Annotated in this window: 23 protein-coding genes; 11 read left to right on the top strand and 12 right to left on the bottom strand. The window is 73.6% G+C overall.

The annotated features are described in order from the left end of the window. Positions 1-53 precede the first annotated feature (53 nt). Together ACFOVU_RS16565 and ACFOVU_RS16560 are read right to left on the bottom strand one after the other, a co-directional pair. Complete coding sequence (locus tag ACFOVU_RS16565; protein WP_378534595.1) at positions 54-1,346, bottom strand: RNA polymerase sigma factor; 1,293 nt, start codon at positions 1,344-1,346, stop codon at positions 54-56. Positions 1,347-1,351: 5 nt separating this feature from the next. Beyond that, on the bottom strand, positions 1,352-1,702 hold the full coding sequence (locus tag ACFOVU_RS16560) for a YciI family protein (protein ID WP_378534593.1): 351 nt from the start codon (positions 1,700-1,702) through the stop codon (positions 1,352-1,354). Positions 1,703-2,083: 381 nt separating this feature from the next. On the opposite strand from ACFOVU_RS16560, the gene ACFOVU_RS16555 reads away from it, so the two are divergent. Continuing rightward, entirely contained in the window at positions 2,084-7,540 is a 5,457-nt protein-coding gene (locus ACFOVU_RS16555; RefSeq protein ID WP_378534591.1) for an ATP-binding protein, read from the top strand. 81 nt (positions 7,541-7,621) lie between these two features. Here the strand turns inward: ACFOVU_RS16555 and ACFOVU_RS16550 are convergent, their stop codons facing one another. Next, positions 7,622-8,254: an FMN-dependent NADH-azoreductase gene (locus tag ACFOVU_RS16550; protein WP_378534589.1), complete on the bottom strand. Its 633-nt coding sequence runs from the start codon at positions 8,252-8,254 to the stop codon at positions 7,622-7,624. Between the two features lie 137 nt (positions 8,255-8,391). Here ACFOVU_RS16550 and ACFOVU_RS16545 point away from each other — a divergent pair, with 137 nt between their 5' ends. After that, positions 8,392-8,997, top strand: a complete 606-nt coding sequence (locus tag ACFOVU_RS16545) for a TetR/AcrR family transcriptional regulator (protein WP_378534587.1) — start codon at positions 8,392-8,394, stop codon at positions 8,995-8,997. A 349-nt stretch (positions 8,998-9,346) separates the two neighbouring features. Beyond that, a complete protein-coding gene (locus tag ACFOVU_RS16540; RefSeq protein ID WP_378534586.1) occupies positions 9,347-9,715 on the top strand; it encodes a hypothetical protein in 369 nt (122 codons plus the stop codon). Positions 9,716-9,882: 167 nt separating this feature from the next. Here ACFOVU_RS16540 and ACFOVU_RS16535 read toward each other — a convergent pair whose 3' ends face one another. After that, positions 9,883-10,683 carry an SDR family NAD(P)-dependent oxidoreductase gene (locus ACFOVU_RS16535; protein WP_378534584.1) on the bottom strand — a complete coding sequence of 267 codons (801 nt, stop codon included), beginning with the start codon at positions 10,681-10,683 and terminating at the stop codon, positions 9,883-9,885. A 328-nt stretch (positions 10,684-11,011) separates the two neighbouring features. Between ACFOVU_RS16535 and ACFOVU_RS16530 the strand changes: the two genes are divergently transcribed. The 4 genes from ACFOVU_RS16530 (at position 11,012) to ACFOVU_RS16515 (ending at position 14,360) form a co-directional block, all read left to right on the top strand. Then, positions 11,012-11,800, top strand: coding sequence for a hypothetical protein (locus ACFOVU_RS16530; RefSeq protein ID WP_378534582.1), 789 nt, complete (start codon positions 11,012-11,014; stop codon positions 11,798-11,800). Positions 11,801-11,994: 194 nt separating this feature from the next. Then, positions 11,995-12,987, top strand: coding sequence for a GlxA family transcriptional regulator (locus tag ACFOVU_RS16525; protein ID WP_378534580.1), 993 nt, complete (start codon positions 11,995-11,997; stop codon positions 12,985-12,987). Positions 12,988-13,071: 84 nt separating this feature from the next. Beyond that, a complete protein-coding gene (locus tag ACFOVU_RS16520) occupies positions 13,072-13,701 on the top strand; it encodes a DJ-1/PfpI family protein (protein WP_378534578.1) in 630 nt (209 codons plus the stop codon). Positions 13,702-14,027: 326 nt separating this feature from the next. Further along, positions 14,028-14,360 (top strand): hypothetical protein, encoded by a 333-nt coding sequence (locus tag ACFOVU_RS16515; protein ID WP_378534576.1) that lies wholly within the window; start codon positions 14,028-14,030, stop codon positions 14,358-14,360. A gap of 257 nt (positions 14,361-14,617) precedes the next feature. Here the strand turns inward: ACFOVU_RS16515 and ACFOVU_RS16510 are convergent, their stop codons facing one another. Beyond that, a complete protein-coding gene (locus tag ACFOVU_RS16510) occupies positions 14,618-15,448 on the bottom strand; it encodes an oxidoreductase (RefSeq protein ID WP_378534574.1) in 831 nt (276 codons plus the stop codon). 104 nt (positions 15,449-15,552) lie between these two features. Here ACFOVU_RS16510 and ACFOVU_RS16505 point away from each other — a divergent pair, with 104 nt between their 5' ends. Together ACFOVU_RS16505 and ACFOVU_RS16500 are read left to right on the top strand one after the other, a co-directional pair. Then, on the top strand, positions 15,553-16,128 hold the full coding sequence (locus tag ACFOVU_RS16505) for a TetR/AcrR family transcriptional regulator (RefSeq protein ID WP_378534572.1): 576 nt from the start codon (positions 15,553-15,555) through the stop codon (positions 16,126-16,128). A 217-nt stretch (positions 16,129-16,345) separates the two neighbouring features. Continuing rightward, entirely contained in the window at positions 16,346-16,945 is a 600-nt protein-coding gene (locus ACFOVU_RS16500) for a hypothetical protein (RefSeq protein WP_378534570.1), read from the top strand. Positions 16,946-16,987: 42 nt separating this feature from the next. Here the strand turns inward: ACFOVU_RS16500 and ACFOVU_RS16495 are convergent, their stop codons facing one another. The 4 genes from ACFOVU_RS16495 to ACFOVU_RS16480 all read right to left on the bottom strand — a co-directional run bounded on the left by ACFOVU_RS16495 (position 16,988) and on the right by ACFOVU_RS16480 (position 20,472). Beyond that, the gene (locus ACFOVU_RS16495; protein ID WP_378534911.1) at positions 16,988-17,935 is read right to left on the bottom strand and encodes an ATP-dependent DNA ligase; all 948 of its coding nucleotides are present in this window, start codon (positions 17,933-17,935) and stop codon (positions 16,988-16,990) included. A gap of 100 nt (positions 17,936-18,035) precedes the next feature. Beyond that, positions 18,036-18,395, bottom strand: a complete 360-nt coding sequence (locus tag ACFOVU_RS16490) for a hypothetical protein (RefSeq protein ID WP_378534568.1) — start codon at positions 18,393-18,395, stop codon at positions 18,036-18,038. 57 nt (positions 18,396-18,452) lie between these two features. Continuing rightward, the gene (locus ACFOVU_RS16485; RefSeq protein WP_378534566.1) at positions 18,453-19,694 is read right to left on the bottom strand and encodes a helix-turn-helix domain-containing protein; all 1,242 of its coding nucleotides are present in this window, start codon (positions 19,692-19,694) and stop codon (positions 18,453-18,455) included. Positions 19,695-19,785: 91 nt separating this feature from the next. After that, entirely contained in the window at positions 19,786-20,472 is a 687-nt protein-coding gene (locus ACFOVU_RS16480) for a DNA alkylation repair protein (RefSeq protein ID WP_378534565.1), read from the bottom strand. Between the two features lie 195 nt (positions 20,473-20,667). Here ACFOVU_RS16480 and ACFOVU_RS16475 point away from each other — a divergent pair, with 195 nt between their 5' ends. After that, entirely contained in the window at positions 20,668-22,008 is a 1,341-nt protein-coding gene (locus ACFOVU_RS16475) for an amino acid permease (protein ID WP_378534909.1), read from the top strand. Between the two features lie 67 nt (positions 22,009-22,075). Here the strand turns inward: ACFOVU_RS16475 and ACFOVU_RS16470 are convergent, their stop codons facing one another. Together ACFOVU_RS16470 and ACFOVU_RS16465 are read right to left on the bottom strand one after the other, a co-directional pair. Further along, positions 22,076-23,050, bottom strand: coding sequence for an EamA family transporter (locus ACFOVU_RS16470; protein WP_378534563.1), 975 nt, complete (start codon positions 23,048-23,050; stop codon positions 22,076-22,078). A gap of 354 nt (positions 23,051-23,404) precedes the next feature. Continuing rightward, on the bottom strand, positions 23,405-23,818 hold the full coding sequence (locus tag ACFOVU_RS16465) for an ankyrin repeat domain-containing protein (protein ID WP_378534561.1): 414 nt from the start codon (positions 23,816-23,818) through the stop codon (positions 23,405-23,407). Between the two features lie 226 nt (positions 23,819-24,044). Here ACFOVU_RS16465 and ACFOVU_RS16460 point away from each other — a divergent pair, with 226 nt between their 5' ends. Then, positions 24,045-24,575, top strand: coding sequence for a hypothetical protein (locus ACFOVU_RS16460; protein ID WP_378534559.1), 531 nt, complete (start codon positions 24,045-24,047; stop codon positions 24,573-24,575). 303 nt (positions 24,576-24,878) lie between these two features. On the opposite strand, the gene ACFOVU_RS16455 is transcribed toward ACFOVU_RS16460, so the two are convergent. Next, on the bottom strand, positions 24,879-26,528 hold the full coding sequence (locus tag ACFOVU_RS16455; protein ID WP_378534557.1) for a hypothetical protein: 1,650 nt from the start codon (positions 26,526-26,528) through the stop codon (positions 24,879-24,881). Between the last annotated feature and the right edge of the window lie 104 nt (positions 26,529-26,632).

Raw genomic sequence — 26,632 nt, 5'->3', positions numbered from 1 at the left:
CTCCGCCGCCGCTGGGCGGCCTGGCGGCACGGACCCGCCTGCGGGTCGTGCTCTCAGGCGCCGGTCGCGTCGTCGTGGCCGGGCGCCTCGACCTCGGTCAGCTTGCGGCGCAGGTGGGCGCGTTCCGGGTCGGTGCCGGCCAGTGCGAGTGCGTGCCGGTAGGCGGCCGCGGCCTCGGGCAGGCGGCCGAGCCGGTGCAGCAGGTCCGCGCGCGCGGCCGGGTAGGGGTGGTGGCCGCGCAGCCGGGGGTCATCGGCCAGGGCGTCCAGCAGCGCCAGCCCCGCGGCCGGGCCGTCGCGCATCGCCACGGCCACCGCACGGTTGAGCGCGACGACCGGCGAGGGCACGAGGACGAGCAGTACGTCATAGAGGGCCACCACCTGCGGCCAGTCGGTGGTGGCCACATCGGCGGCCTCGTCGTGCACCGCCGCGATCGCCGCCTGCACGGCGTAGGGGCCGGCCGGGCCGCCGCTCAGCGCGGCGAGCACCAGGCCGCGCCCCTCCTCGATCATCGCGTGGTCCCAGCGGTCGCGGGCCTGGTCGGCCAGCAGCACCATCTCTCCGCCGGGGCCGGTCCGCGCCGCGCGGCGCGCGTGGACCAGCAGCATCAGCGCGAGCAGTCCGGTGACCTCACGCTCAGCGGGCAGCAGCCGGCGCAGGATCCGCATCAGCCGGATCGCCTCCTCGGCGAGGTCGAGCCGTTGCAGCAACGGACCCGAACTGGCCGCATAGCCCTCTGTGAAGATCGAGTAGACGACCTGGAGCACCCCGGGCAGGCGCCGGGGCAGCTCGTCGGCGCCGGGCACGCGGAAGGGGATGCGGGCCTGGCGGATCTTCCGCTTGGCCCGCACGATCCGCTGGGCCATCGTGGCCGCGGGCACCAGGAAGGCCCGCGCGACCTCCGGGGTCGTCAGCCCGGCCAGGCAGCGCAGCGTCAGGGCCGCACGGTCCTCGGCCGCAAGGGCCGGGTGGGCGCAGGTGAAGAACAGCCGCAGCCGCTCGTCGGGGAGGTCGCCGTCGAGGTCGGCGGGCGCGGCCGGGCCGGCGCGGTCGGCCTCGACCTGGAGGACGGCCAGCCGGGCGGCGTAGGCCTGATCGCGCCGCAGCCGGTCGACGGCCTTGCGCCGTGCGGTCGTCAGCAGCCAGGCCGCGGGCCGGGCCGGCACGCCCTGGACCGGCCAGTGCACGAGCGCCGCCTCCATCGCCTCCGAGGCGACCTCCTCGGCCAGGTCAAGGTCGCCGAAGCGGCGGACGAGGGAGGCCAGCAGCCGGCCGTGCTCCTCACGGAACACCGCCTCCACCGACGCTGCCGCGGGCGGCGCGTCGTGGCGGTCTCCCCCGTCCACGGCCCTCAGGCCCCGAAGTCGGCGACGGGACGCACCACGACCGCGCCGCTGCCGCGGGCTCCGGGGCAGCGGGCGGCCCAGTCGAGCGCGGTGTCGAGGTCGGGCACGTCGATGACGTAGAACCCCCCGAGAACCTCACGGGACTCGGCGAAGGGCCCGTCGGTGATGGTCGGCTCCCCCGTGGGGCCGACCCGGACGGTCGTCGCGGTCACCAGGTCGGTCAGCGACTCCCCCGCGACCAGGATCCCCGCATCGCGCACCGTCTTGTCGTAGGCCATCCAGTCCTCGACGGTGCACTCGGCCGCGCCGCCGTTGTCATCGATCGCCCCGGCGTGGATCAGCAGCATGTACTTCATGGACCGATTCCCCTCGTGTTCGTGTCGGATGTGGCACGGCGGGATCGCCGTACACCATGACGACGAACAGGGTGGGGCCCCATCGACACCCGGCCCGAGATTTTTTTCCGGACCGGCCCGCCCCCGCTCCCGGCCCCGTCCTCCCAGAGTATGCACCCCGCTCCAGCGGGTGTGACGGCCACCACACCCCCTGCCCGCCGGTGGCCGCATCCGGACCGGCCCGCCGGCCGGCCGGCGCCTTTTTGGACGATTCCCACAACTCCAGGCGCCCATCGTGCGAGGTCTGCGACATGGCGCCGCCGCCCCGCAGACGGAAGGGTGAATACTGCCGGGACCGCCGTGTCCCGGCGCACCGTTGGTCTAGGAGAAGGGCACGCTCGGGTGTTCAGCCGCATCGCCATCGTCAACCGCGGGGAGGCCGCCATGCGGCTCATCCGCGCCGCACGCGACATCGCCGCGGAGACCGGCACACGGATCGAGACCGTCGCCCTGCACACCGACGTCGACCGCACGGCCGCCTTCGTGCGCGAAGCCGACCTCTCCTACGACCTCGGCCCCGCCTCCGCCCGCCCCTACCTCGACCTGGCGGCACTGGAGCGCGCCCTGGTGGCCACCGGCGCCGACGCCGCCTGGGTGGGATGGGGCTTCGTCGCCGAAGACCCCGCCTTCGCCGAACTGTGCGAGCGCATCGGCGTCACCTTCGTCGGCCCCAGCGCCGAGGCCATGCGCAAACTCGGCGACAAGATCGGCGCCAAGCTCATCGCCGAAGAGGTCGGCGTGCCCGTCGCCCCCTGGAGCCGCGGCCCCGTCGACACCCTCGACGACGCCCTGGCCGCCGCCGGCGACATCGGCTACCCCCTCATGCTCAAGGCCACCGCCGGCGGCGGCGGGCGCGGCATCCGCGTCATCACCGCCGAGGCCGACCTCACCGACGCCTACGAGCGCACCCGCCAGGAGGCCGCCCGCTCCTTCGGCAGCCCCACCGTGTTCCTGGAGCGCCTGGTCACCGGCGCCCGCCACGTCGAGGTCCAGGTGATCGCCGACGGCCAGGGCACCGCATGGGCCCTGGGCGTGCGCGACTGCTCCGTGCAGCGCCGCAACCAGAAGGTCATCGAGGAATCGGCCTCCCCCGTCCTCACCCCCGCACAGGCGGCCGAACTCAAGGCCTCGGCCGAACGCCTGGCCGTGGCCGTGGGCTACCGCGGCGCCGCCACCGTCGAATTCCTCTACCACGCCGGCGACAAACTGTTCGCGTTCCTGGAGGTCAACACCCGCCTCCAGGTCGAGCACCCCATCACCGAGGCCACCACCGGCTACGACCTGGTCAAAGCCCAGCTGCACGTGGCCGGCGGCGGCCGCCTCTCCGGCGGCCCGCCCGCCGAGCGCGGCCACGCCGTCGAAGCCCGCCTCAACGCCGAAGACCCCGACCGCGACTTCGCGCCCTCCCCCGGCCGCATCGCCCGCCTCGACCTGCCCGCCGGCCCCGGCATCCGCGTCGACACCGGCGTCAGCGAAGGCGACACCATCCCCGCCGACTTCGACTCCATGATCGCCAAGATCATTGCCCACGGCCGCGACCGCGACGAAGCCCTGGGCCGGCTGCGCCGCGCCATGGCCCAGACCACCGTGATCATCGAAGGCGGCGCCACCAACAAGAGCTTCGTCCTCGACCTCCTCGACCGCCCCGAGGTCATCGACGCCAGCGCCGACACCGGGTGGATCGACCGCACCCGCGCCCAGGGCGGCCTCGTCTCCCACCGCCACTCCGCCGTCGCCCTGGCCGCCGCCGCCATCGAGGCCTATGAGGAGGACGAACGCGTCGAACGCCAGCGCCTGCTCTCCACGGCCTTCGGCGGACGCCCCCAGGTCCAGCACGAAAGCGGCCGGCCCCTGGCCCTCAAACTCCGCGGCGCCGCCTACCGCGTGCGCGTCGCCCGCACCGGCGCCCACCGCTTCCGCGTCGGCGTCGAAGCCGGCGAGGACATCGCCACCGCCGACGTCGAACTCGACCGCTTCGACACCCACACCGGGCGCATCGTCGTCAACGGCACCCGCTACCGCCTGCTCACCAGCGCGCACGGCCCCACCCACCTCGTCGAGGTCGACGGCGTCACCCACCGCATCAGCCGCGACGAGGGCGGCGTCGTCCGCTCCCCCACCCCCGCGCTGGTCGTGGCCACGCCGGTGAAGGTCGGCGCCGAGGTCGAGGCCGGCGCCCCCGTGCTGGTGCTGGAGAGCATGAAGATGGAGACCGTGCTGCGGGCCCCCTTCGCCGCGCGGCTGAGCGAATGCGCGGTGGCGGTGGGCAGCCAGGTCGAGACCGGCGCGGCCCTGCTGCGCCTGGAACCCCTCGACGACACCGCCACCCCCGACACCGCCGCCGCCGCGGTCGAACTCGACCTGCCGCCCGCCCCCCGGGACCTCGCGCCCCACCAGCGCACCGCCCGCGGCCACGAGGACCTCGCCAACCTGCTGCTGGGCTTCGACCCCGACCCCTACGACCCCCACCGCCTCCTGGACGGCTACCTCACCGCACGCCAGGCCGCCACCGCCGCCGGCCACCGGCCCCTGGCCGCCGAGCTCCACCTCATCGGCGTCTTCGCCGACCTCGCCGATCTCAGCCGCAACCGCCCCACCGGCGACGACGCACCCGAGGACGCCCACGTCCACAGCGCCCGCGAGTACTTCCACACCTACCTGCAAAGCCTCGACGTCGACCGCGCCGGGCTGCCCGAGGCCTTCCAGGCCAAACTCGCCACGGCCCACGCCCACTACGGCGTCACCGACCTGGAACGCTCCCCCCGGCTCGAGGCCGCGGTCTTCCGGATCTTCCTCGCCCAGCAGCGCGCCTCCACCGACGCCACCATCGTCACCACCCTGCTGCGCACCTGGCTGCGGGAACCGCCGCCCGACACCGACCTGCGCGAACCCGCCGGCCTGGCCCTGGAACGGCTGATCGCCGCCACCCAGGTCCGCTTCCCCACCATCGCCGACCTCGCCCGCGGCGTGGTCTTCGCCTGGTTCGGCCGCCCCCTGCTGCGCCGCAACCGCGCCCGCGTCTACGCCGACGTCCGCAAGCACCTGCGCCACCTCGACGCCCACCCCGACTCCCCCGACCGCGCCCAGCGCATCGCCGAGATGGTGCGCAGCACCGAGCCGCTGGTGCGGCTGCTGGGCCAGCGCCTGGTCCGCCACCACCTCGACAACGCGGTCATGCTCGAAGTCCTCACCCGCCGCTACTACGGCAACAAGGGCCTCACCGACCTGCGCACCCGCCACATCGACGGCACCACCTTCGTCGCCGCCCAGCGCGCCGGCTCCTGCATCGTCTCCACCGCCGTCGCCTTCGACGCCCTGCCCCACGCCCTGCGCGGCCTGGCCGCATCGGCCGAGGGCAGCGACCCCATCGACGCCGACATCTACCTGGCCTGGGAGAACCAGCCCACCGACCCCGACGCCATGGCCGCCGCCCTGCACGAGGCCGTCACCACCCACCCGCTGCCCGCCCGTATCCGCCGGCTCACCACCACCGTCGCCGGCCGCGGCGGCGCGGTCATGCACCACCACTTCACCTTCCGCCCCTCCCCCACCCAGATGGCCGAGCACCGCCTCATCCGCGGCCTGCACCCCTACATCGCCCAGCGCATGCAGCTGGAACGGCTGCGCGAGTTCGACCTCACCCGGCTGCCGTCCTTCGACGAAGAGGTCTACCTCTTCCAGTGCGTGGCCAAGGACAACCCCGCCGACGACCGCCTCGCCGCCTTCGCCCAGGTCCGCGACCTCACCGAACTACGCGACAACGACGGCAGGCTCGTCTCCCTGCCCACCGCCGAGGACACCGTCGCCGCCTGCCTCGACGCCATCCGCCGCGCCCGCTCACTGCGCCCCTCCACCAAGCCCACCACCACCAACCGCATCGTCATCTACGTCTGGCCGCCCAGCGACATCACCCGCGAGGAACTGGAGACCATCACCCGCCGCGTCCTGCCCACCACCCAGGGCGCCGGCCTGGAGGAGATCCTCTTCATCGCCCGCCAGCGCGACCGCACCACCGGCGACCTCACCAAGATCGCCGTGCGCATCGGCTTCGACGCCACCGGCGGCGCCGAGGTCACCGTCGGCGCCCCCTCCGACGAGCCCGTCCAGCCCGTCGACGACTACCGGCAGAAGGTCCTGCGCGCCGCCGCCCGCAACACCGTCTACCCCTACGAGCTCACCGGCCTGCTCGGCGGCTTCACCGAACACGACCTCGACGACCACCACCGGCTCGTCCCCGTTGACCGCCCCAAGGGCCGCAACAGCGCCGCCATCGTCGCCGGGGTCGTCACCACCCCCACCCCCCTGCACCCCGACGGCATCACCCGCGTCGTCCTGCTGGGCGACCCCACCAAATCCCTCGGCGCCCTCTCCGAGCCCGAGTGCCGCCGCGTCATCGCCGCACTCGACCTGGCCGAGGCCATGCAGGTGCCCCTGGAGTGGTACGCCCTGTCCTCCGGCGCCCGCATCTCCATGCAATCGGGCACCGAGAACATGGACTGGGTCGCCGCCGCCCTCAAGCGCATCGTCGAATTCACCCAGGACGGCGGCGAGATCAACATCGTCGTCGCCGGCATCAACGTCGGCGCCCAGCCCTACTGGAACGCCGAAGCCACCATGCTCATGCACACCAAGGGCATCCTGGTCATGACGCCCGACTCCGCCATGGTGCTCACCGGCAAGCAGTCCCTCGACTTCTCCGGCGGCGTCTCGGCCGAGGACAACTTCGGCATCGGCGGCTACGACCGCGTGATGGGCCCCAACGGCCAGGCCCAGTACTGGGCGCCCAGCCTCACCGCGGCCCGTGACGTCCTCATGGCCCACTACGCCCACACCTACATCGCCCCCGGCGAGAGCGCGCCGCGCCGCGCCGCCACCGCCGACCCCGCCGACCGCGACGTCTCCGCCTTCCCCCACACCGTGGCCGGCAGCGAGTTCACCACCGTCGGCGAGATCTTCTCCGCCCAGGCCAACCCCGACCGCAAGAAGCCCTTCGACATCCGCACCGTCATGCGCGCCCTCTCCGACCAGGACCACCCGGTCCTGGAGCGCTGGGCCGGCATGGCCGACGCCGAGACCGCGGCCGTCCAAGACGTCCACCTCGGCGGCATCCCGGTCTGCCTGCTGGGCATCGAATCGCGCACCGTGTCCCGGCGCGGCTTCCCGCCCACCGACGGCCCCGACACCTACACCGCCGGCACCCTGTTCCCCCGCTCCTCGAAGAAGGCCGCACGCGCCATCAACGCCGCCAGCGGCAACCGGCCCCTGGTGGTCCTGGCCAACCTGTCGGGCTTCGACGGCTCACCCGAATCCATGCGCAAACTCCAGCTGGAGTACGGCGCCGAGATCGGCCGCGCGATCGTGAACTTCCGCGGCCCCATCGTGTTCTGCGTGATCTCGCGCTACCACGGCGGCGCCTTCGTCGTGTTCTCCAAGGCGCTCAACCCCCAGATGACCGTCCTGGCGCTGGAGGGCTCCTACGCCTCGGTGCTGGGCGGCGCCCCGGCCGCCGCGGTGGTCTTCGCCGGCGACGTCAAGGCCCGCACCGCCGCCGATGCGCGCGTGCGCGACCTGGAGGCCCGCATCGCCGCCGCCTCCGGCGCCGACCGCGCCGCGCTGACCGCCCAGCTCGACGAGCTGCGCTCCTCGGTGCGCGCGGAGAAGCTGGGCGAGGTGGCCGCGGAGTTCGACCGCGTGCACGACATCCGCCGCGCGGTGGAGGTCGGCTCCGTCGACGCCGTCATCAGCGCCGCCGAGCTGCGCCCGCGCATCATCGAGGCCGTCGAGTCCCGCCTGCGCTGACCGCATGGCGTGGTTTCGGCCGGGCCCCCAACGGGGCCCGGCCGAAACCATGTGGGCGAGCGGGACGGGGCGGCGCCGGGCTTAGACCCCGGCCAGGACCTTCCCGGCCTCGCCGGCGGCGGCCAGGGCCTGGGCGTGCTCCTGCTCGGCCAGGCCCCGCAGGCCCTCCATGGCCGGCGTGGTGGCGGCGAGGGTGAGTTCGCACTTGACGACGGTGAGGTCGGCCTCCCAGACGTCGCCGACGATGCGCTCCAGGTAGGGGGTGGAGTGGTCCCAGCCCTCGCGCGGGGTTCCGGGGCCGTAGCCGCCGCCCAGGGCGGTGGCCACCACCGTCGGGGTGCCCTTGAGCACCGGGACCCCGGCGCCCGCGCCCGCGATCACCAGGTCGGCCCAGGTCTTGAAGTGCTGGGAGACCCCGTAGTTGTACAGCGGCACGGCCAGGATCACGGCGTCGGCGTCCTGGAGTTCGGCGGCCAGCTCGGCGACCAGCGCGAGCGCCTCGGTCTGGGCCGGGGTGCGGTCGGCCTCGGGGGTGAAGCCGGCCGTGGTGGCCAGCGCCCAGGCGTCGCCGGGCAGTGGGTCGGTTCCCAGGTGGCGGCGGGTCACGGTGCCCTCGGGGTGGGCGGCGCGCCACTCGGCCTCGGCGCGGTCGGCGATCTCGCCGGTGGTGGAGGAGGTCGGCAGGATGCTGGCGTCCAGTCGGAACAGGTGCATGGCGGTCTTTTCTCCAGGGTGTGCAGGTCCGCAGGGTGCGGTGGGCGATGCGGGGCCGTGCGGGTGGGGACCCGGCGGCCACACCGAGCATAAGCGGACTTTACCCCGGTTAGCGAACGCCGGGTAGATTACCGGGTGTGAACGTGCCCATAGTCCCCCTCGGAAAGCCGCGCACCGAGCGCGCCGACGCCGCACGCAACCGCGAGCACCTGCTGGAGACCGCCCGCGCGATGATCGCCGAGCACGGCGCCGACAAGGTCACCATGGACGCCCTCGCCGAGCGCGCCTGCCTGGGAAAGGGAACCGTCTTCCGCCGCTTCGGCACCCGCGCCGGGATCTTCCGGGCCCTCATCGAGCACGACGAAGTCCGCTTCCAGGAACAGGTCCTGGCCGGCCCGCCGCCCCTGGGCCCCGGCGCCGACCCCCGCCGGCGCCTGATCGCCTACGGGCGCGCCCGCATCCCCTTCCTCATCGCCCACTACGCCATCGTCCGCGCGGCCATGGACCCCACCCATCCGGCCGCGGCCGGCCCGGCCGGCATGACCCTGCCCCACATCCGCATGCTGCTCGGCCAGGCCCGCCCGCCCCTGCCGCACGTCGACAGCCTCGCCGTCCAGCTCACCAGCGCCCTGGAAGGCCCGCTGATGCTGTACCTGACGATGAGCGACGTCGACCCCGCCACCGACAACCACCCCCTGGCCGAAGGCTGGCAGGCCCTCATCGAGCGCCTCCTGCCCGACTGACCCGCACGCAATCCGACCCGAATCCGGCGATCAGCGCACCATCGCCCATTCCGCGACACCATTCCCACAGGGCCCACCGCCATTGTGCACGGCCATTCCACCGGCCCCTTCCCCCACCGGCACGATCGCGATCGCATTCCCGATCTCGCATCCCCGAGAACACCTCCGGCCATCGAACACCCGCGCGAAACCCGCGCCCAGCCAGGGACTTTCGCCCCAGACCGAATGACATGGCCCCGCCGCGGTGTTTCCTACAGAATTCCCGCGACGGCAGCAATCAGCCCACAACGCCGGGGGCCGACCGGGCTGTTCCGCATGCCGAAGCACCGAATTCACAACGGGGAGAATCATGCGAAAGATCGCCAAGGCCGCGGTACTCATGTTCGCCGTGGGAGCATTCACCACCATCGGCGCCGCCGGCGCCAGCGCCGCCCAAACCGCGGACACGCGCGGCTGTCCCTCAGGCGCCGTCTGCGTCTACCCCCAGGACGCCGGGTGGAACAACGACCGCCCCGAGCTCGTCCTCTACACCTACGGCGCCCACAACCTCACCAACATGGTCGGCCAGCACTACGTCTTCAACAACCAGACCGGCGGCGCGACCGCCCGCACCTGCACCGGCTACAACGGCACCGGCTGCGAGGGCTTCCTCAGCCCCAACTCCTACATCGACAAGAACATGACCCCCATCAACTCCATCGTCCTCGTCCGCCCCTAGGACCGGACGCGGACCGAACCGTCGCCCTGCTGGGGCCGGGCCCGTGGAGGGCCCGGCCCCAGCGCCGTCCGCCCCTCCCCCCGCCGTCGCTCCACCGGCCCGGCCCGCGCTCACCCGCACCGGCAACGGCACCGGCTCACGACGCCCCGCCGGCGTCCTATCCCGGGCTAGGACGCGCCGTCCCCGCCCGGCAGGTCATGGGACTCCGGATCGCGCGCCAGCACACCCCGGCCGCCGTCGACCGGCACCGTCGCGCCGTTGATGAACCCGGCCTCCTCCGACAGCAGGAACGCCACCGCCCCCGCGACCTCCTCCACCCGGCCCACCCGGCCCACCGGGTGCAGCCGCCCCATCTCCGCCTCGATGGACGCCGCCTCGGCCCGCGAACGCCCCGCCAGGAACTCCGCGTAGCGCTCCGTGGCGATCGACCCCAGCGCCACCGCGTTCACCCGCACCCCGCGCGCCCCGTACTCCACCGCCAGCGCGCGCGTCAGCCCCTCCACGCCCGCCTTGGCCGTCACATAGGGGACACACCCGGGGACCGCCCGCTGCGCCTGGTGCGACGACACGTTCACCACCGCCCCCCGCCCGCCCTGCGCCAGGAACCGCCGCACGGCCACCGCGCACCCCACCACAGCGGGGGCGAGGTTCAACCCGATCAGCTCCAGGACCTCCCCCGCCGGCGAGGAATGCACCGACGCATCCCGGAAGACAGCGGCGTTGTTCACCCACCCCGCCAGCGGCCCCCGCTCCTCGGCGCGATCGGCGGCCCGCTCGGCCACCGCCTCATCACCGGCGTCCCCCGCCACCCCCACGAGCCGCCCCCGCTCCGGGTGGCCGTCCATCCACTCCAGTGCCGCGCCGTCCTTCTCCACGGCCACCACGTGGGCCCCCTCGCCCACCAGCCGCTCCACGACCGCCCGGCCCACGCCCCGGCCCCCACCGGTCACCACGTATGAACGACGCACCCCGCAGCACCTTCCCTCACCACCGCCGGCCACCGGGCCGCACCCGCGCGCCCTCAGACCAGACCGACCACCGAACCGGTGCCCGGCACCACCAGCACGACCGCCCCGGGCGCCGCCACCACGGCCACGCTCTCACGCCCGGTCACGTCGGCTCCACCGTCCCCCGTGCCCCCGCCGTCGAGGGCTCCTGTCGCCCAGTTGACCCGAAGTGTCCGGAAAATCCCTACCTGTATGGGTGAGGTTAGATATCGCAAGGGATGAGTCAGGCTTCCGTCATGACCGGAATGCCGCGTTGGCCCCTGTGAGCTGCGTGTCTACCGTCCGGAGTATGAGCGCACTCACCGGTCGCATACGCAGGCTCGCGGTTGCAGTGGCGGCGGTCATCGTCCTCGCCGCAGGGGCCTACCTGGTGTTGTCCCGATCGTTGAGCGGGACCGGAACCGAACCAGAACGAGCGGTCGCCCGGCCCGATCCGCCGTGCTCCGTGCACATCGGCACCGGCGAGGACGGCGCCTCGGTGGGGCTGTCGGTGGAGGACGCACGGCGGGCGACAACGGCGGTGGCCCTGGAGGCCGCCGGAGGCAAGGGCCCCGACACCTCCGGGATCGACCCGGCGGTGTTGGAGCGGCTGCGCGAAGGGCCACCCGAGGACGCCGGCCCCAGCCTCACCTGCCGCGCCGCCACCACCGAGGGCCTGGAATCGGAGGAATTCTCCGCCAGCGGCCTGACGCCGCGCGCCGAGGCCGTCCTCACGGCCGTGACCGACACCTTCGGCGAGCAGAGCGTGGGCGGGTTCCAGCCCGGCGGCCTCACCTCCGGACACGGCACCGACTCCGCCCACTACCTGGGCGCGGCCGTCGACGTGTTCTTCCGGCCCGTCAGCGAGGAGAACCGCCGGCAAGGCTGGCTGCTGGCCCACTGGCTGGTCGCCCACGCCGAGCAGTTCCACCTCGCCAACATCATCTTCGACGACCGCATCTGGAGCATCAGCGACTCCCAGGGCGGCTGGGCCCGCTACCAGCCCCCGTCCATCGGCGTCGACCCTGACAACGAGATCCTGCGCCACGTGGACCACGTCCACGTCGACGTCCAGCTCGGCGAGAAGGGGGACCCGTGAGGATGAGTGCGGCGTAGCCGCTCCATTTGGGTATTCGTTGTCGAGTTGGTGTGCATTCTCTACAACCGCCACCTGTACGAAGTAGATTTTTGTAGAGCGGTGTAACGCGCTGGATCGGCGCTACACGACGCGTGTCCGGATCCGTGGGGTGCACGTCATTGCCGCCGCTCCACCGCCGCTCCGATACTTGCCGCATGGAGGCCAACGGCGCGACGCGCGAGGTGGTCATCGTCGTCTACGACGGTGTCCAGCTCCTCGACATGGCCGGCCCCGTCGACGTGTTCGACGCGGCCGGCCAGCTCACGGGCGGGGGCTACCGCCTGCGCATCGCCTCCCTGGGCGGGGGCGACATCACCACCACCTCGCGGGTGCGCGTGGGCGTGGACACCGACCTCGCCGCCCTCACCACTCCCCCGCACACCCTGCTGGTGGCCGGCGGCTGGGGCTACATGGACGCCGTCGGCGACACCGCCCTGCTGCACCACCTGCGCCGGCTGGCGGCGGGCGCGCACCGCGTCGCCTCGGTGTGCACCGGGTCCTTCATCCTGGCCGCGGCCGGGCTGCTGGAGGGCCGCCGGGCCACCACCCACTGGGCGCTGTGCCCGCAGCTCTCCCAAGCCCACCCCGAGGTGCGGGTCGACCCCGACGCCATCTTCGTCCGCGACGGCCCCGTGGTGACCTCCGCCGGGGTCAGCGCCGGCACCGACCTGGCCCTCGCCCTGGTCGAGGACGACCACGGCGCCGACGTCGCGCGCATGGCCGGCAAGTGGCTCGTGGTGTTCCTGCGCCGCCCCGGGGGCCAGTCGCAGTTCAGCGCCTGGACCCAGGCCCGGCGCGTCGGCGACGGGGCGCTGCGCGCGGTACTGGACCACATCGACGCCGCCCCGGCCGGCGACCTGACCGTGCCGGCGCTGGCGCGGCGGGCCGCGATGAGCGAGCGGCACTTCGCCCGCCGTTTCACCCGCGAGGTGGGCATGCCTCCGGGGCGCTATGTCGAGCGCGCCCGGGTGCAGGCGGCCCGGGTCCTTCTGGAGTCGGGCGCCGACGGCGTCGAGGAGGTGGCGCGCAGGTGCGGGTTCGGCACCGGCGAGACGATGCGGCGCGCGTTCCTGCGCGAGATCGGGGTTCCGCCCGGCGCCTACCGCGACCGGTTCCACTCCTCCACGCCCTCCCCTCCCCCGCCGTGAGCGGTGCCGCGCGCCCGCAGGCGGACGCGACCGCCCGCCCGGCCTGACCGACGACCACGACGACCACAACGGAACGGATCCGCCATGGACATCGCCTTCGCCCTGTACCCGGGCATGACCCTGCTCGACATGACCGGCCCCCACGAGGTCCTCGCCCACCACCCCGAGGTCACCTGCCACTACCTGGCGACCCGCCCCGGGCCGCTGGCCACTGACACCGGGTTCCAGGTGACGGCGACCGCGGCCTTCTCCGACCTGCCCCGCCCGGACGTGATCGTCGTCCCCGGGGGCGGGGGCTACGCCCGCGCCCTGGAGGAGGAGACCGAGCTCGTGGACTGGCTGGCCGCCGCCCACCCCTCGGCTGCCTGGACGACCTCGGTGTGCACCGGATCGACGCTGCTGGCCAAGGCCGGAATCCTCACGGGGCGCCCCGCCACCACCCACTGGGGCGCGCGCGACGTCCTGGGCGGGCTGGGCGCCCAGGTGAGCACCGACCGGGTGGTGGTCGACGGCGACGTCATCACCGCCGCGGGGGTGTCGGCGGGGATCGACATGGGGCTCACCCTGGCGGAGCGGCTGTGGGGGCTGGAGACCGCGCGGGCGATCCAGCTGTTCATCGAGTACGCCCCGGAGCCGCCGTTCACGCCCGTCGCCTCGGAGGAGGCGGGACCCGAGATGGTCGAGGCGCTGGACCGCATCCTCTCAGGGGTCTGAGCGCCGCCGCTGTTGCGCGTCACGCCGGCGTCCCCTCTCCCCTCCCTCGGTCCGATGGCCGGCGCGCGTCGACCGCCGCCGCGCCAGGTCGGGGCGCCCTCTCACCCGGCCGCGGGACGGGCGGCCGGGTGTCCGATTGTGACGGATGGGCCACCGTTGGCCCGCGATTCGGTGAAAGCGGGCTCGACCACCCGTGAGGGGCGCTAAGGTTCGGGAGATCATTTAGCCGCGCCACGGCCTGACGTGGGCGGTGTTCAGGGGGACCGTGCGCGGGCGCGGGCACTGACGACGCCCGGGGCGCAGGGCTGTGCGAGGGGACGTTGGACGTGGACGCGTGTGAGGAACTGGTGGCGGCACTCGACAGTGGGCGGGTCACCGATGCCCAGGCCTATCTGGCGCTCAAGCCGCTGTGGCGCCAGGAGCGGCTGACCCGGCCGCCGGGCCGCCCCCGCCAGCACTTCCTGCGCGCCCGCGAGGAGCTGAAGGCGGCGGTGCTGGCCGGAGTCCTCTCCCAGGACGAGGCCCAGGCCACACTGCGCCTGCCCGCCCAGGGCGAGCCCGAGGACGTCGAGAGCGCACCGGCCCCCGCGGCCCGCACCGCGACGCCGCCCACCACATCGGGAACGGCCGCCCGCGGCATCCACCGCGAACGCGGCTGACCCTCCGGGCCGCGCGGCCGGGCCCCGTATCGGCCGGGCCCGGGTTCCTCGCCGGTGGCCCCGTCGCCCTGCGAAGAACGCGATGAGGGCAGGGTCCAGGTCCTGCTGCACGCATCCGAGCTGGTCGACGCGAGAGGGCAGCCCGCTCTGCCTGATGGGTGACTCGTGGACCGGCAAGTCCCACCTGCTGATCGTGCTGGGGACCGAAGCCGCGATGGTCGGCCCTGCCCGAGGTCTGGCGTGGGGGACGGGGCGGTTCAGGCGCGGATGCCGGTGGCGCGCTTGATCACCGTGTCGAAGGCGCGGTCGGGCAGGATGCCGCGCAGCGTGATCAGGGGCTTGGCGCCGAAGCCGACGGCGTAGCGGGTCCGGGGCCGGCGGGCGGTGGCGGCCCTGGCGATCGCGTCGGCGATCACCGTAGGCGGGGAACTGCGCCGCGCGGTGGCCTCGGAGCCGAGTGAGGAGGCCACCGCGTCGGCTTGGTCGGCGTAGGGGCCGCTGCCGGAGGTCGTCTTCAGGTGGTCGGCGGCGATGGAGCCCCACTCGGTCGCGATCCCGCCCGGTTCGATCACGACCACGTCGATGCCGAAGGGCGCGACTTCCAGGCGCAGGCAGTCGCTGAGGGCTTCCAGGGCGAACTTGGTGCCGTGGTACCAGCCGCCCAGGGGCGTGTGGAGCCTGCCGCCCATGGAGGAGATGTTGATGATCCTTCCGCTGTGCTGGGCGCGCATGTGCGGCAGCACGAGCTGGGCCAGGCGCAGGGCGCCGAACACGTTGACGTCGAACTGGCGGCGGGCCTCGTCCTGGGGCACGTCCTCGATGGCGCCGTAGGAGCCGTAGCCGGCGTTGTTGACCAGCACGTCGATCCGGCCGGTCTCGGCGATGATGTGGTCGATCCCGGCCTGCGTGGACTGCTCGTCGGTGACGTCCATGGCCAGCGGCCGGATGCCGTCATGCGCCAGTTGCTCCAGGCGGCCGGTGCGGCGGGCGGCGCCGTAGACGGTGTAGCCGAGCGCGTGCAGTTTGCGGGCGGTGGCCTCGCCGATGCCGGAGGAGGCGCCGGTGACGAGGGCGGTGGTGTCGGTCATGTGGTGTCGTGTCCTCACATAAGATGAACCACGGTTCACCATTTATAATGAACTCTGGTTCATGTTCGCGCAAGCCGACACTCGCCCACCGGAGGAGGACCGGCATGTCCGACACCCGCCCGCCCCGCGCCGATGCGGTCCGCAACCGGAAGAAGATCATCGCCGCCGCGCGTGAGCAGATCACGCTGCACGGGCCCGATGCCGGCATGGACGAGATCGCCGCCACGGCAGGAGTTGCGGTGGGGACCCTCTACCGGCACTTCCCCAACAAGACCGACCTGGTCGCCGCCATCATCGCCGAATACGTCGCACGGGTCGCCGAGGACGCCGAGGCCGCCTGCGAACGCGTCAACTCAGGCGCCCGCGCGCTGGAGGAGATCACCGGGTTCCTCGCCCGTGTCATCGAGTCCACCGCCAGCAACCACGCCGCCAAAGCCGCCGCCCGCGCCCTCGGCGCCGATCTCGGCGACACCAGCGCCGAAGACCGCAGCGGCGCGGCACTCGCCCGAATCATCCAGGCCGGGCAGGCCGACGGCGACATCCACCCCGACGTCACCGTCAGCGACCTCTACCTGCTCTTCTCCTCGATCCCGACCGACCGCTCACCCGCCGCCCGGGCACGCTGGCTGGCCCTGGTCCTGCCCGGCCTGACCACCCACCCCCGTCCCACCGACAACTGAACAACGAAGCCGTCGGGGTTCCGTTGCTCGTCTACTCCCATGCCTGGCGAGGCCGGCCTGCGCCGACCCGCGAACCCGTGCCTGGCGGCGCGCGACTGCCGTCGCCTGATCGACAGAGCCACATGCGGGTCACGGAAGGTCATCGCTCATGCCCCATGAGCGCGGTGGTGCGTAAACTCGGGGGCGACCGCGGTCGTCATACGGCGGGAGGCGCGTCGTGGGCCCCTGGTTTCTGCGGTGGGCGACGCTCCCGGTCGCCGCAGCGGTGGTGCTCCTCACCGGGTGCACGGTCGTCGACGAACTGACGGGCCTGCCCTACTCGCCGTGCCCGGAGTCCCCCGGCGATCCTGCGGTCGGCCCCACCCGCCACACCGATGTCGCCCCGCCCTACAGCGGCCCGGGACCCCATCCGGTGCGCTTCGACAAGATGGGGCTCGGGAAGAACGAGGCCTCCCCGGCGGCCGAGATCCCGCATGGGTGGCTGGCATCCCCTTCGGCGGAGTCGGGGGACGAACCCGACCCCGCGGTGGTGCAATTGGCGGTCTGCCGCTATGTGCGGGCCGCCGACGAGGTCGGCAGGTGCTTCCGCGGCGACTTCCACGGAGTCGGAGTCCCCCTGGTGGAGGCGGTCCACACCTTCCACGTCCGCGAGGCGCGCACCGGGGACCGGGTGGGCGCGTTCACGCTGGCCGGCACCGAGGGAGGGTGCCCGGACGGCTACCTCAGGACACGGCTGGGCCCCGACTCCATCGTGCTGACGGTCGATGAGACGCAACTGCGCGAGGCGCTGCGGCCCTTCGTGGAGGGGACGGTATAGCGCTGCGTCGTGCGCGCCGGAGGCCCGGCGGCCACGGGCCGGTCAGGTCTCCAGGTCCAGGCCGCGGGGGACCTCGGCCGGGCGCAGGTCGGGGCGGGCGCGTGTGAGTCGCACGGGGTTGCGCCAGCGGACCCCCGTGGTCGAGGTGTCGGGCTGGATCTCGACCACGACGGTTGGCTCGACGCGCCGGTACTCCAGGCGCTCCCGGCCGCCCCGCGCCGGTGCGAGGGTGGCCGGCCAGGGGTGGTCGTCGCCCGCCCGCTGGAGCAGCGGCGCGATCTCGTCGCGCTGGGCCGGGGTGAGCTCCACGGTCTGCCCGGCCACCCGCAGCTCCCCCGCGTCGTCGTAGCGCCCCAGCACCAGCATCCGCGGCTCGTCGGGCCGGGGTACGGCGCCGCCCACGATCGCCTCCGTGGTCACCCGGCGCTTGAACTTGAGCCAGTCGCGCCGGCCGGCCCGGTAGACCCTGCGCTCGTCCTTGACGACCAGGCCCTCGACGCCGATGCCCGCCATCTCCTCGTACCACTGCATGGCCTCGTCAGCGCTGCTCGTCTGCCAGCCGAGCATCAGCAGGGGTTCCACGATCCACGCGAACATCTCCTCCAGCCGCTCGCGGCGGTAGGAGAGCGGACGCCGTGTCAGGTCCGCGCCCTTCTCGCGTAGCAGGTCGAAGACGATGAGGTGGCAGGGTTCCTCTTCGGCCAGGTGCTTGGCCCGCCCGGTGGAAGCGGAGTTGCGGCGCAGGAGCGCGTCGAAGTCGAGCTTCTCGCCGGACCAGCGCACGATCTCGCCGTCGATCGTCGTGTCGGGCGGGGCCGCCAGGCGCACGGCCTCGTGGAGCTCGGGGAAGTGCCCGTCGAGCCGGGCACCGGACTTGGCCGACAGCGAGGTCCGCAGGTCCCGGGACGCGATGCACCGGAACCCGTCCCACTTGGGCTCATAGCGCCAGTGCTCCCCGGTGGGGAACTCATCGACGGCGCGCGCGAGCATCGGATCCACGCGGGCCTACTATCCCGATCCCGGCGTCCTACCCGGACCACGTCGGGCCGGTTGTCCGCAGGCCGCGGGTCCCGATGGCCGGTCTCGGGTCTCAGGTCTGGGGGCCTGCGTGGTGCCAGGAGACGGGGATGCCGTCCTCGTCGACCGGGTCCGTTGGTCCCGTCGGCAGCGGCCGCATGGGCACCGCCGGGTCGGCGAGTTCACGCAGCAGCGCGGCACGCTGCGCCGAGGACAGGTGGCGCCCGTAGCGGGGGCCGGGGCAGCGCATCTGCTCCTCCAGCCCGGCGAGGGTGTCGGCGCACACGGTGGGAGCGAGGTCGTCGTCGACGAGCCGGGTCGCCACCCATCCGCGAGGCTTGCCGTCGGGGCCGTAGGAGCGCCGTACCCGCCACTCCCGCGCGTAGTCGGTGGCGAGCCGCTGCATCTCGGACTCGTCGGTGTTCGTGTCCATGCACGCACGGTAAATACACGGCCACGCTTCGGAGGGCACAAACTGTGCCCCCTCGTCTCAGGAGGCGAGCAGCTCCATCTTGTGGGACAGCGCGCTCGCGCGGTGCCGTCGCGATGCGTCGCGGGAGTCCATCTCCTCGGCGAGGATGCGGCGCGCGTAGCCGTTGTAACGGATGGTCTCCGGAGCGGCCTTCTGGGCCTGCTCGAGCAGGCTCATGGCCTCCTCAGGGCGGGCGTCAAGGTGGTAGGCGCGGGCCTGCTCGATCTCATGGCGGGCGCGGCGGGGCCGGGACGGGATCGCTCCGGCGGGGGCGCGCTCGGACTGCCGCACCGACTCCCCGCCGGCCCTGAGCTCCACGGCGACCGTGACGGCGTGCGCCCCCATGATCGCCTGCGAGAACGAGGTGACCGGATGGTAGTAGGCCGTGGGCAGGCGGTCGGCGACGGCGTTCGCGGTGTCCCAGTACCCCCAGGCGACCCCGGTCTCCCCGCGGCGCGCGGCCGTGTAGGCGGACTCGAAGGCGAGCGCACCCCACATCGCACGTGCCGGGGTTCCGGCATCGGCGACGTGCGGCTCCAACGCGGCCGCGGTCTGGGTGGTGACGGCGTCGGCGGCGTCCCAGTCGCCCGCGTCGCGGTGGGCCTGGGCCATCAGCCAGGAGGAGACGCCGATGGCGTGGACGTCCCCGGAGTCCTGGGCGGCGACCATGCCGCGTTCGGCGACCCGCCACAGCAGGTCGGCGGCGGGCTGGTAGGCGATGAAGAACTGGCTGAGGGCGTAGACCTCGGCGAGGACGGCTTGCGCGGCGCGGCGCTGGGCGCGCGGCTCGGCCTGGCGGGCGGCGAGCTGGGCGTCGGTGATCAGGTCCGGGAGCAGGCGGCCCAGCGCCTCGCGGTGGTGGGGAGAGGAGTGGCGGGCCCGCCATGCCCGGTCGAGTCGCGCACGCAGGTGCGCGACCGGGGGCGCCTGCCTGGCGGTGAGCGCCGGGAGGCCGTTGATCGAGGCGCGCACGGCGGGCAGCCGCGGGTGCCCGGGGCCGGTGAACAGGTCCACCGCGACCGACTGGTCTCCGGTGAACTGCGCGAGATCGCGGACCCGCAGGATTTCGGCGATCCGCAGGAGGATGGAGAGCTTGGGCGTGGCCAGGCGTCCCGACTCCACGGACTTGACCCATGAGGCGGATTTGCCGACCAGGCCGCCGAAGGAGTCGCGGGTCAGTCCGCGCCGTGTCCGCAGCAGCTTGAGCCGCCGACCGAAGGGGAGGTCGTCGAACGGCTCGGGGGTGGCGTCTGGTGGCATGGGCCCGCCTTCCTGAAGCGTCGCCCTCCAGGATAGGCAGGACGTCCCCGTGCGCGCGGGCGAGCGGTGCGGTCTGTGGACAAGACCCCCTCTACTCCCCCTCGCGTCGGCGCACCAGCTCCATGATCCAGATGGGGGCGAACGGGGACGTGCAGCCCGGGGGCGTCGGGTAGTCCTTGAGCACCTCCAGGCGCTCACCGATGTCGATCGCGCGGCCGCGGTGTTCGGCGTGCTCGATCCCGATCTGCGCCAGGCAGTTGTTCATCGCCCACTGGAGACGGTCCGGGGCGTCCCTCATCTCCGCCTCGACGACGTCGAGCAGCCCGGTGAGGTCGAGGCCCTCGGGCTTCTTCGCCACGCGTTCGGCGGTCAGCGCCCACCCCGCGCTGGCGACCACCGGGTCCGGGTCGGCGGACCACGCGGTGCGCAGTTCCTCGGCGTGCGCGCTCTTCTTCACCACGTAGTTGACGAGCCAGTCGTGCACCTTGGGTACGCGCGCCGCGCGCAGCATGGCGTCCAGCTCGTCGCGCTCGAACGCCTTGGGGCGGCAGATCAGGATCGCCACCAGCCGCGCCGCGGTGTCACCGGTCTCCCAGAGCCGGCGGGCGAGTTCAGGCTGCGTCTTCAGCCGCTTGGCGAGCGCGCGCAGCTTGCCCAGGTTCACACCGTGGTCGTCTCCGTGCTTCTCGTTGACCCTGCGTACCTTCGGGTCCTCCAGCTCGGCGAGTTCGGCCAGCACCTCGGCCGCCGTCGTCTCGGCTCGCGTTCCCTCGGCCACCGCCCAACCCCCGTCCATGACGTGCGAAAACCCGGAATTCAGCTTATGCCGGACACCTACGGCCGGCGGACGCGGGGGTGGGGGGACCGTCTATCCTCGGTGGGCGTGACCTCGCACGATATGCCGCCCGATGGGGCGGTTCCCAACTCTTCTCCCGTTACGACGCGGCTGGCGCACGGCCTGCGGCGCCGGCACATGGCGATGATCGCCATCGGCGGATCGGTCGGTGCCGGGCTGTTCATCGGCTCCGGTGCCGTCATCTCCGCGGCCGGCCCGGCCGCCGTCGTCTCCTATGCCGTGGCCGGTGCGCTGGTCCTGCTCACCCTGCGCGCGCTGGGCGAGATGGTCGTGGCCCGCCCCGCCGCCGGCTCCTTCTCCGACTACGCCCGCATGGCGCTGGGCCCGCGCGCGGGCTTCGCCATCGGCTGGCTCTACTGGTGGCTCTACAGCGTGCTGGTGGCGGCCGAGGCCGTGGCCGGGGCGGCGATCCTGTCGTCGTGGGTGCCCGACGCCCCCGGGTGGCTGCTGTCGCTGCTGCTGGTGGTGGTGATGACGGCGGCCAACCTCGTATCGGTGCGGGTGTTCGGCGAGACCGAGACCGTGTTCTCCCTGATCAAGGTGGGCACGATCGTCGCGTTCCTGGTCCTGGGGGTCCTCTACGCGTTCGGGGCGTGGCCCGGCGGCGAGGGGGCGACCCTCGACAACCTGTGGGCCCACGGCGGGTTCGCCCCCAACGGGTGGGTGTCGGTGTTCGCCGCCGTCGTGGTGGTGCTGTTCTCGTTCGGCGGGGTGGAGATCGTGACGATCGCGGCCGGCGAGAGCGACGAGCCGGAGCGGGGGGTGGCGCGGGCCACCACCAACGTGCTGTGGCGGATCGCGCTGTTCTACATCGCCTCGATCCTGGTGGTGGTGGCGGTGCTGCCGTGGAACACCGCCGACGTGGTGGCCAGCCCGTTCGTGGCGGTGATGGACACCGTGGGGGTGCCCTATGCGCCGCTGATCATGGAGATCGTGGTGTTCGTGGCGGTGATGAGCGTGCTCAACGCGGCGATCTACACGTCGTCGCGGATGCTGCACGTGCTCACCCTCCAGGGCGACGCGCCGCGGGCGCTGGCGAAGGTGGGCCGGCGCGGGGTGCCCACCCGTTCGATCCTGCTGGGCACGGTGGTGGGCTATGCGTCGGTGCTGGGCAACTACCTGTGGCCCGACACGGTGTTCCCATTCCTGGTCGCCTCGATCGGCGCGATCCTGCTGGTGCTGTTCCTGACCATCATGGCCTCGCACCTGGTGATGGGGCGGCGGCTGCGCCGCGAGGAGCCCGGGCGGCTGACGTTCCGCATGTGGGGGTTCCCCTACGTGAGCTGGGCGACGCTGGTGGGCCTGGCCGCCGTCGCGGTGGCGATGGCGGTCATCCCCGAGCAGCGGGGGCCGCTGCTGACCACGCTGGGGGCGGTGGCGGTGGTCCTCATCGCCTATGAGCTGCGCCGGGTGCTGGGCCGCAGCCCGGTCAGCGAGCGCCCGGTCGACGCCGGCTGAGCCGGGGCGTGTGCGGGGCCGGGCGGCGTGGACCGCCCGGCCCCGCGTGCGTTCGGCGCGGGGGCGGTCAGGCGCCGGTGCGCGCTGACGGCCCGGTGCCGGAGACCGGGGCGGGGTCGCCGCCGGGGGCGGCGGCGGGGACCGAGGTCTGGGCGATGAACGCCCCGGCGACCACGATCGCGGCGCCGATCATCTGCGGCACGCTCAGCGCCTCGCCCAGCATCAGCCACGCCAGCACGATCGCCGTGACGACCTCCAGGTAGGCCACCGCGCCGGCGACCGCGGGAGAGAGCCTGCGGATCGCCACGACACCGAGCCCGTAGGCGACGGCCGTGGCGACCACGGCCAGCCAGGCCACCGACACCAGCGCCGAGGTGGTCTGCCCCGCGATCTCCACCTCGCCCGCCAGCAGGTGCCAGGGCAGGTTCCAGGGCGCGGCGATGACGGTGATCAGGGCGGCGGCGATGATCGCCCCGTAGGAGATCACCGCCAGGGGGTCGACCCGGTCGCCCGCGGCATCGCCCAGGAGGAAGTACCCGGCCTGGCAGGCCGCTGCGCCCAGGGCCAGGGCGAGCCCCAGCGCGTCGAGTCGGACGCCGGCCCAGACCTCCACGAGGCAGGCGAGCCCGGCGACGGCAAGGATCACGCCGAGTGTGGCGCCGCGCGAGACCGGCTGTCGGCGCACGACCCGGATCCAGCCCAGGACGAGCACGGGGCCGAGGAACTCGATGAGCAGCGCCACACCCACGGGGATGCGGGAGATCGAGGCGAAGTAGAACGCCTGGACCCCGGCCATGGGGAAGACGCCGTAGGCGAGCAGGAGCCAGGGGTGGGTGCGCAGGACGCGCCGGTGGCGGATGGCCACCGGGAGCAGGATCAGCGCCGCCCCGGTGACACGGAGCCAGGTGACGTGGAGGGGGTCGACCCCGGCGTCGATGAGGGGGCGGGCGAAGGGTCCCGAGCCACCGAAGGCCAGCGCGGAGGCGCAGGCGAACACGAGCCCTGAGGCCCGGTGCCGCCCGCCGCCGTCAGTCGCGGACATTGATGCGCACGGCGAGAGCCGATGATGGGATGTGGGCCATGGGGGCGAGCTTAGCCACCCGCCACCGAGTCACAGCGCGCCGCCTCCCGCCCGCGCGGCACCGGCGGGGATGGCGATGAGGGGCGGTCCGGCGGCGCACAGGCCGGGGGCAGGGCCGGGCCGTGGGTGTTGGATGCTTTCGGACCTACGAGCGGCCGTCCGGGCGTGGTGGCGCATGATGGTCCGCGAAGGCCGCTGTTCGCGCGCGAGGCACAGAGAGACGGCGTCGAGGCCCCCGCTGTGCCGGCATGCGGCGCCTGCGGAGCAGGCACAGTGGCCGCGAGCGCGGAACGATCCGAAGAACCGGTCCCAGGGTCATTCTGCGGAGAAGCGGCGCAGGTAGTGGGTCTTGTGGAACATGTGGGCGGTCTCGATCGCCGAGGGGGTTCCGGCCGCCGGGTCGGCGCCGTGGTCCAGCAGGACCGCCACGACATCGTCCTCGCCCTTGAAGACCGCTCCGGCCAGCGGGGACTGCCCGCGGTCATTGAGGCGGTCGGCGTCGGCGCCGCTCGCGCACAGGCGGGCCACCGTTGCGGCGTGGCCGTGGTAGGCGGCGAGCATGATGAGGCTGTCGCCCTTGTCGTTGGTGAGGTCGGCGGGGACGCCCGCGTCGAGGTAGGCGCCCAGGGCGGCGGTGTCGCCAGCGCGGGCGTAGCCGAAGAGGCGGGTGGCGAGTTCGATGAGATCGGGGTCGTCGGCGGGTCGCGGGGACCGGTCATCGTCACTCATGGTGACCAGGTTAGAGCCCGTCGGGCCCGCGGTGCGCGGCTACGGTGGGTGGTCGGTGGGTGAGTCCTGGACCACGTCCGGCCGACGGACGCGAACGTCTGCGCAGGCAGGCGTGGCCGCGCGCGGTGCGGTCGGCACCCTGCGCGACGGCACCCGGAGTGACCGGGATGCCCATTTGGGGGAGAATGTCGCTATGGTGCTTGCTCGATCTGAGAGGAGCACCCCCGTGCGACATTTCATCGGATTCCTTGTTGGACTGATGCTCGCCCCGGTGGTCATGCTGGCGACCGGGTGGGTCCTGCCCCGCCTGGTGCGGGCCGCCGAGGACGCCGGCGGCATCCCCACGACCGGCGAGCTGGTCACGCTCGGTGTCCTGGGCGGCGTGGCCCTGCTGCTGGGCCTGGCCCTGGTCCCGCCCCGGCTGACCCCACTGGTGCCGGGCATCGCCGGCCTCAGCCTCATCGGCATCACCACCGTGGCGATGCTCCGCCCAGAGCTGCTGGGCCTCATCCCCTCGGTCCCCGGCCGCGAGGGCGCGCTCACGCTGCTGTCGCTGGGGCTCTACCTTCCGCTGAGCCTGGTGCTGGTGGTCCCGCTGTTCGTCGGGGCGCGGTGGAGCGGCACGGGCCGCCGGGACCCCGTCACCGAGGAGGAGTACTTCGACGGCCTCTACGACGAGGACTACGAGGACTCGGGCCGGGCGCCCCGCCACGCCGCGACCGCCCCGCAGCCGCGCGGCGCGACCGCCGTCGACTGAGCGCGAGGGCACCCCGCCCCTCTGACGTGGGGCCGCGGCGGCCGCCATCGCGCACGCCCGCCCCTCACGCCGGGAGCCCGGCCCCCGCCCCTGCCGGAGCGCCTGAGCGACGCGTCCGCGGCGCACCGGCCCTGTGCGGCCCCTGAAGTCCCCCGTCGAACCCCCGGCCCTGCGCTGGACCGCATGGAGCCCGCCGGCCCGCCCCTGGCCGGCCCGGGCCCTGCGGTACCTACGACGGCGCCGTGGGGCGCGGCCACGCGCCCCACGGCGAAGACGGAGCCGGGTGACCGGCCCGCGAACCTGCTAGAGCCAGGTCGGTCCCCAGCCGGAACTGTCGGAGACGCCCGGCGGAAGGGGTGGCAGCAGCGCGGCCCCGGGCGGCGTGGCGGGCGGCCCGTCGTCCTTCTCCGCCTCACGGGCGGGCCCGTCGGCGGCGGGCCGCGGCTCGAAGTCGGCGGCGCCCCCCGCGTCGGCGGCCGGCGCATTCAGCGGATCCGGCACCGCCGTCTCCACGGGCACCGCCTGGGGCTCGGGCGCCTCCCGCTCGGGGAGAAAAAAGGGCGCGGGTGCCGGGTCGGCGGGCGGAGGGGGATCGGCGAACGGCGAAGCGTCGACGGCGTCCCGGTCGCCGCCGAAGGCGGCGGCCGCCCCCGGGCCCGCGTGGGACTCGGGGCCGGGCGCCTCGGCCACGGCGGGCTCGGGCCGCTCGGAGGCGGCGGTGGCGGGCGGGTCGATGAACCCGAAGACCTGCTGGGTGGCCGAAGGCCCGGTGCCGCGGTCCTCGGCGTCGTGCATCTGGTGGGCGCCTACCGGCGCATCGGCCGGGGAGGGGTCGGCGGGCGCCACCGGGGCGGCGGGCAGGCCGAGCGGGTCCGCCGCCGGTGCGAGGGCGGGCGCCGATCCGGTCGGGGACGAGGGCGCGGTGTGCTGCCACCAGCGCTCCGCCTCCTCCGCCGACAGCTCCGCCTCGACCTCCAGCCAGCCGCGCACGTGCGGGTGGCGGCGGCCGGCGCTCCAGGAGCGCGCGTAGGGCTGCTCGTCGAGGATGAGCAGGTGCTCGCCCTCGGAAGTGGGGATGTCGGCGGGCACGCCCTCGTTCCACACCCAGGAGCCGTCGGCGGCGACGAGGTTCCACCAGCCGCGCACGACGCGGGCGTCGGGGTCGGGGTCGGCGTCGCGGAAGGAGGCGGTCCAGCGGGGGTCGGGGCGCTCGCCGGCCAGCCCGCGGCCCTCGGGGCCGATGAGGGCGTCGGCCAGCAGGGTGTGCAGCTGGAAGTTGTCGCCGATGCCGTCGAAGAGGACGCGGAAGCCGCGCCGGGAGGCGCGGTCGAGGACGACCGCCGAGGTGGCCTCGGCCATCCGCAGCAGCGCCCGGACCTCGTCGAACTCGGTGAGGGCGTTGGAGAGCTGGTTGGAGATGGCGACCAGCTCGGCGCTGAACTCGGAGTCGGTGCGCATGGCCGCGCGCACCCCGGGCTCGCTGAGCATGGTCTTGGCGGCCAGGCCGTAGCGGCGGATGGTCCACCAGCACATGGTGGCGGTGGGGGCGGCCTCGCCGAGTTCGGCGGCGACGCGCTCCTCGGCGGCGGCGGTGACCTCATCGGGGTCGGGAGGGGTGCCGCCTCCGGTGCGCTCCCAGGCGTAGAGGAAGACCGCCGCGCCCTGGCCCATGGTGCGCAGCAGCCGCATGACCTCGACGCCGGTGTCGCCCGGGGTGGAGCCCATCTCCACGAAGGCGCCGCAGACCACGGCGAGGTCGGCGGTGATTCCGGGGGCGGTGTGTCCGCCGGCCAGGATGGGACCGAGCGCCTCCAGAGCGAGTTCCCGCTCGTCCACGGGCACCTGGGAGGCCAGGTTGTAGACCGCGTGGACGGCCGAGGGGAACTGGTGCGGATCCGTTGCGACGGAGGCGTCGATCAGTTCCTGGAAAGCGGCGCGAAACTCATCGATCACTCCGGCATCTTGCCACATAACAGACAGGAACGGGTCGCGAGGGACCGTGTGGGGCAACGTCACACCGCGGCGGCCGCGCGCCGTGGCGGCGGCACTCCGGCCCG

It is taken from the genome of Nocardiopsis sediminis (assembly GCF_042650565.1).
GTDB classification, from domain to species: domain Bacteria; phylum Actinomycetota; class Actinomycetes; order Streptosporangiales; family Streptosporangiaceae; genus Nocardiopsis_B; species Nocardiopsis_B sediminis.
Note: the sequence above shows the minus strand (reverse complement) of the source record. Positions and strands in the feature narration are given on the sequence as shown.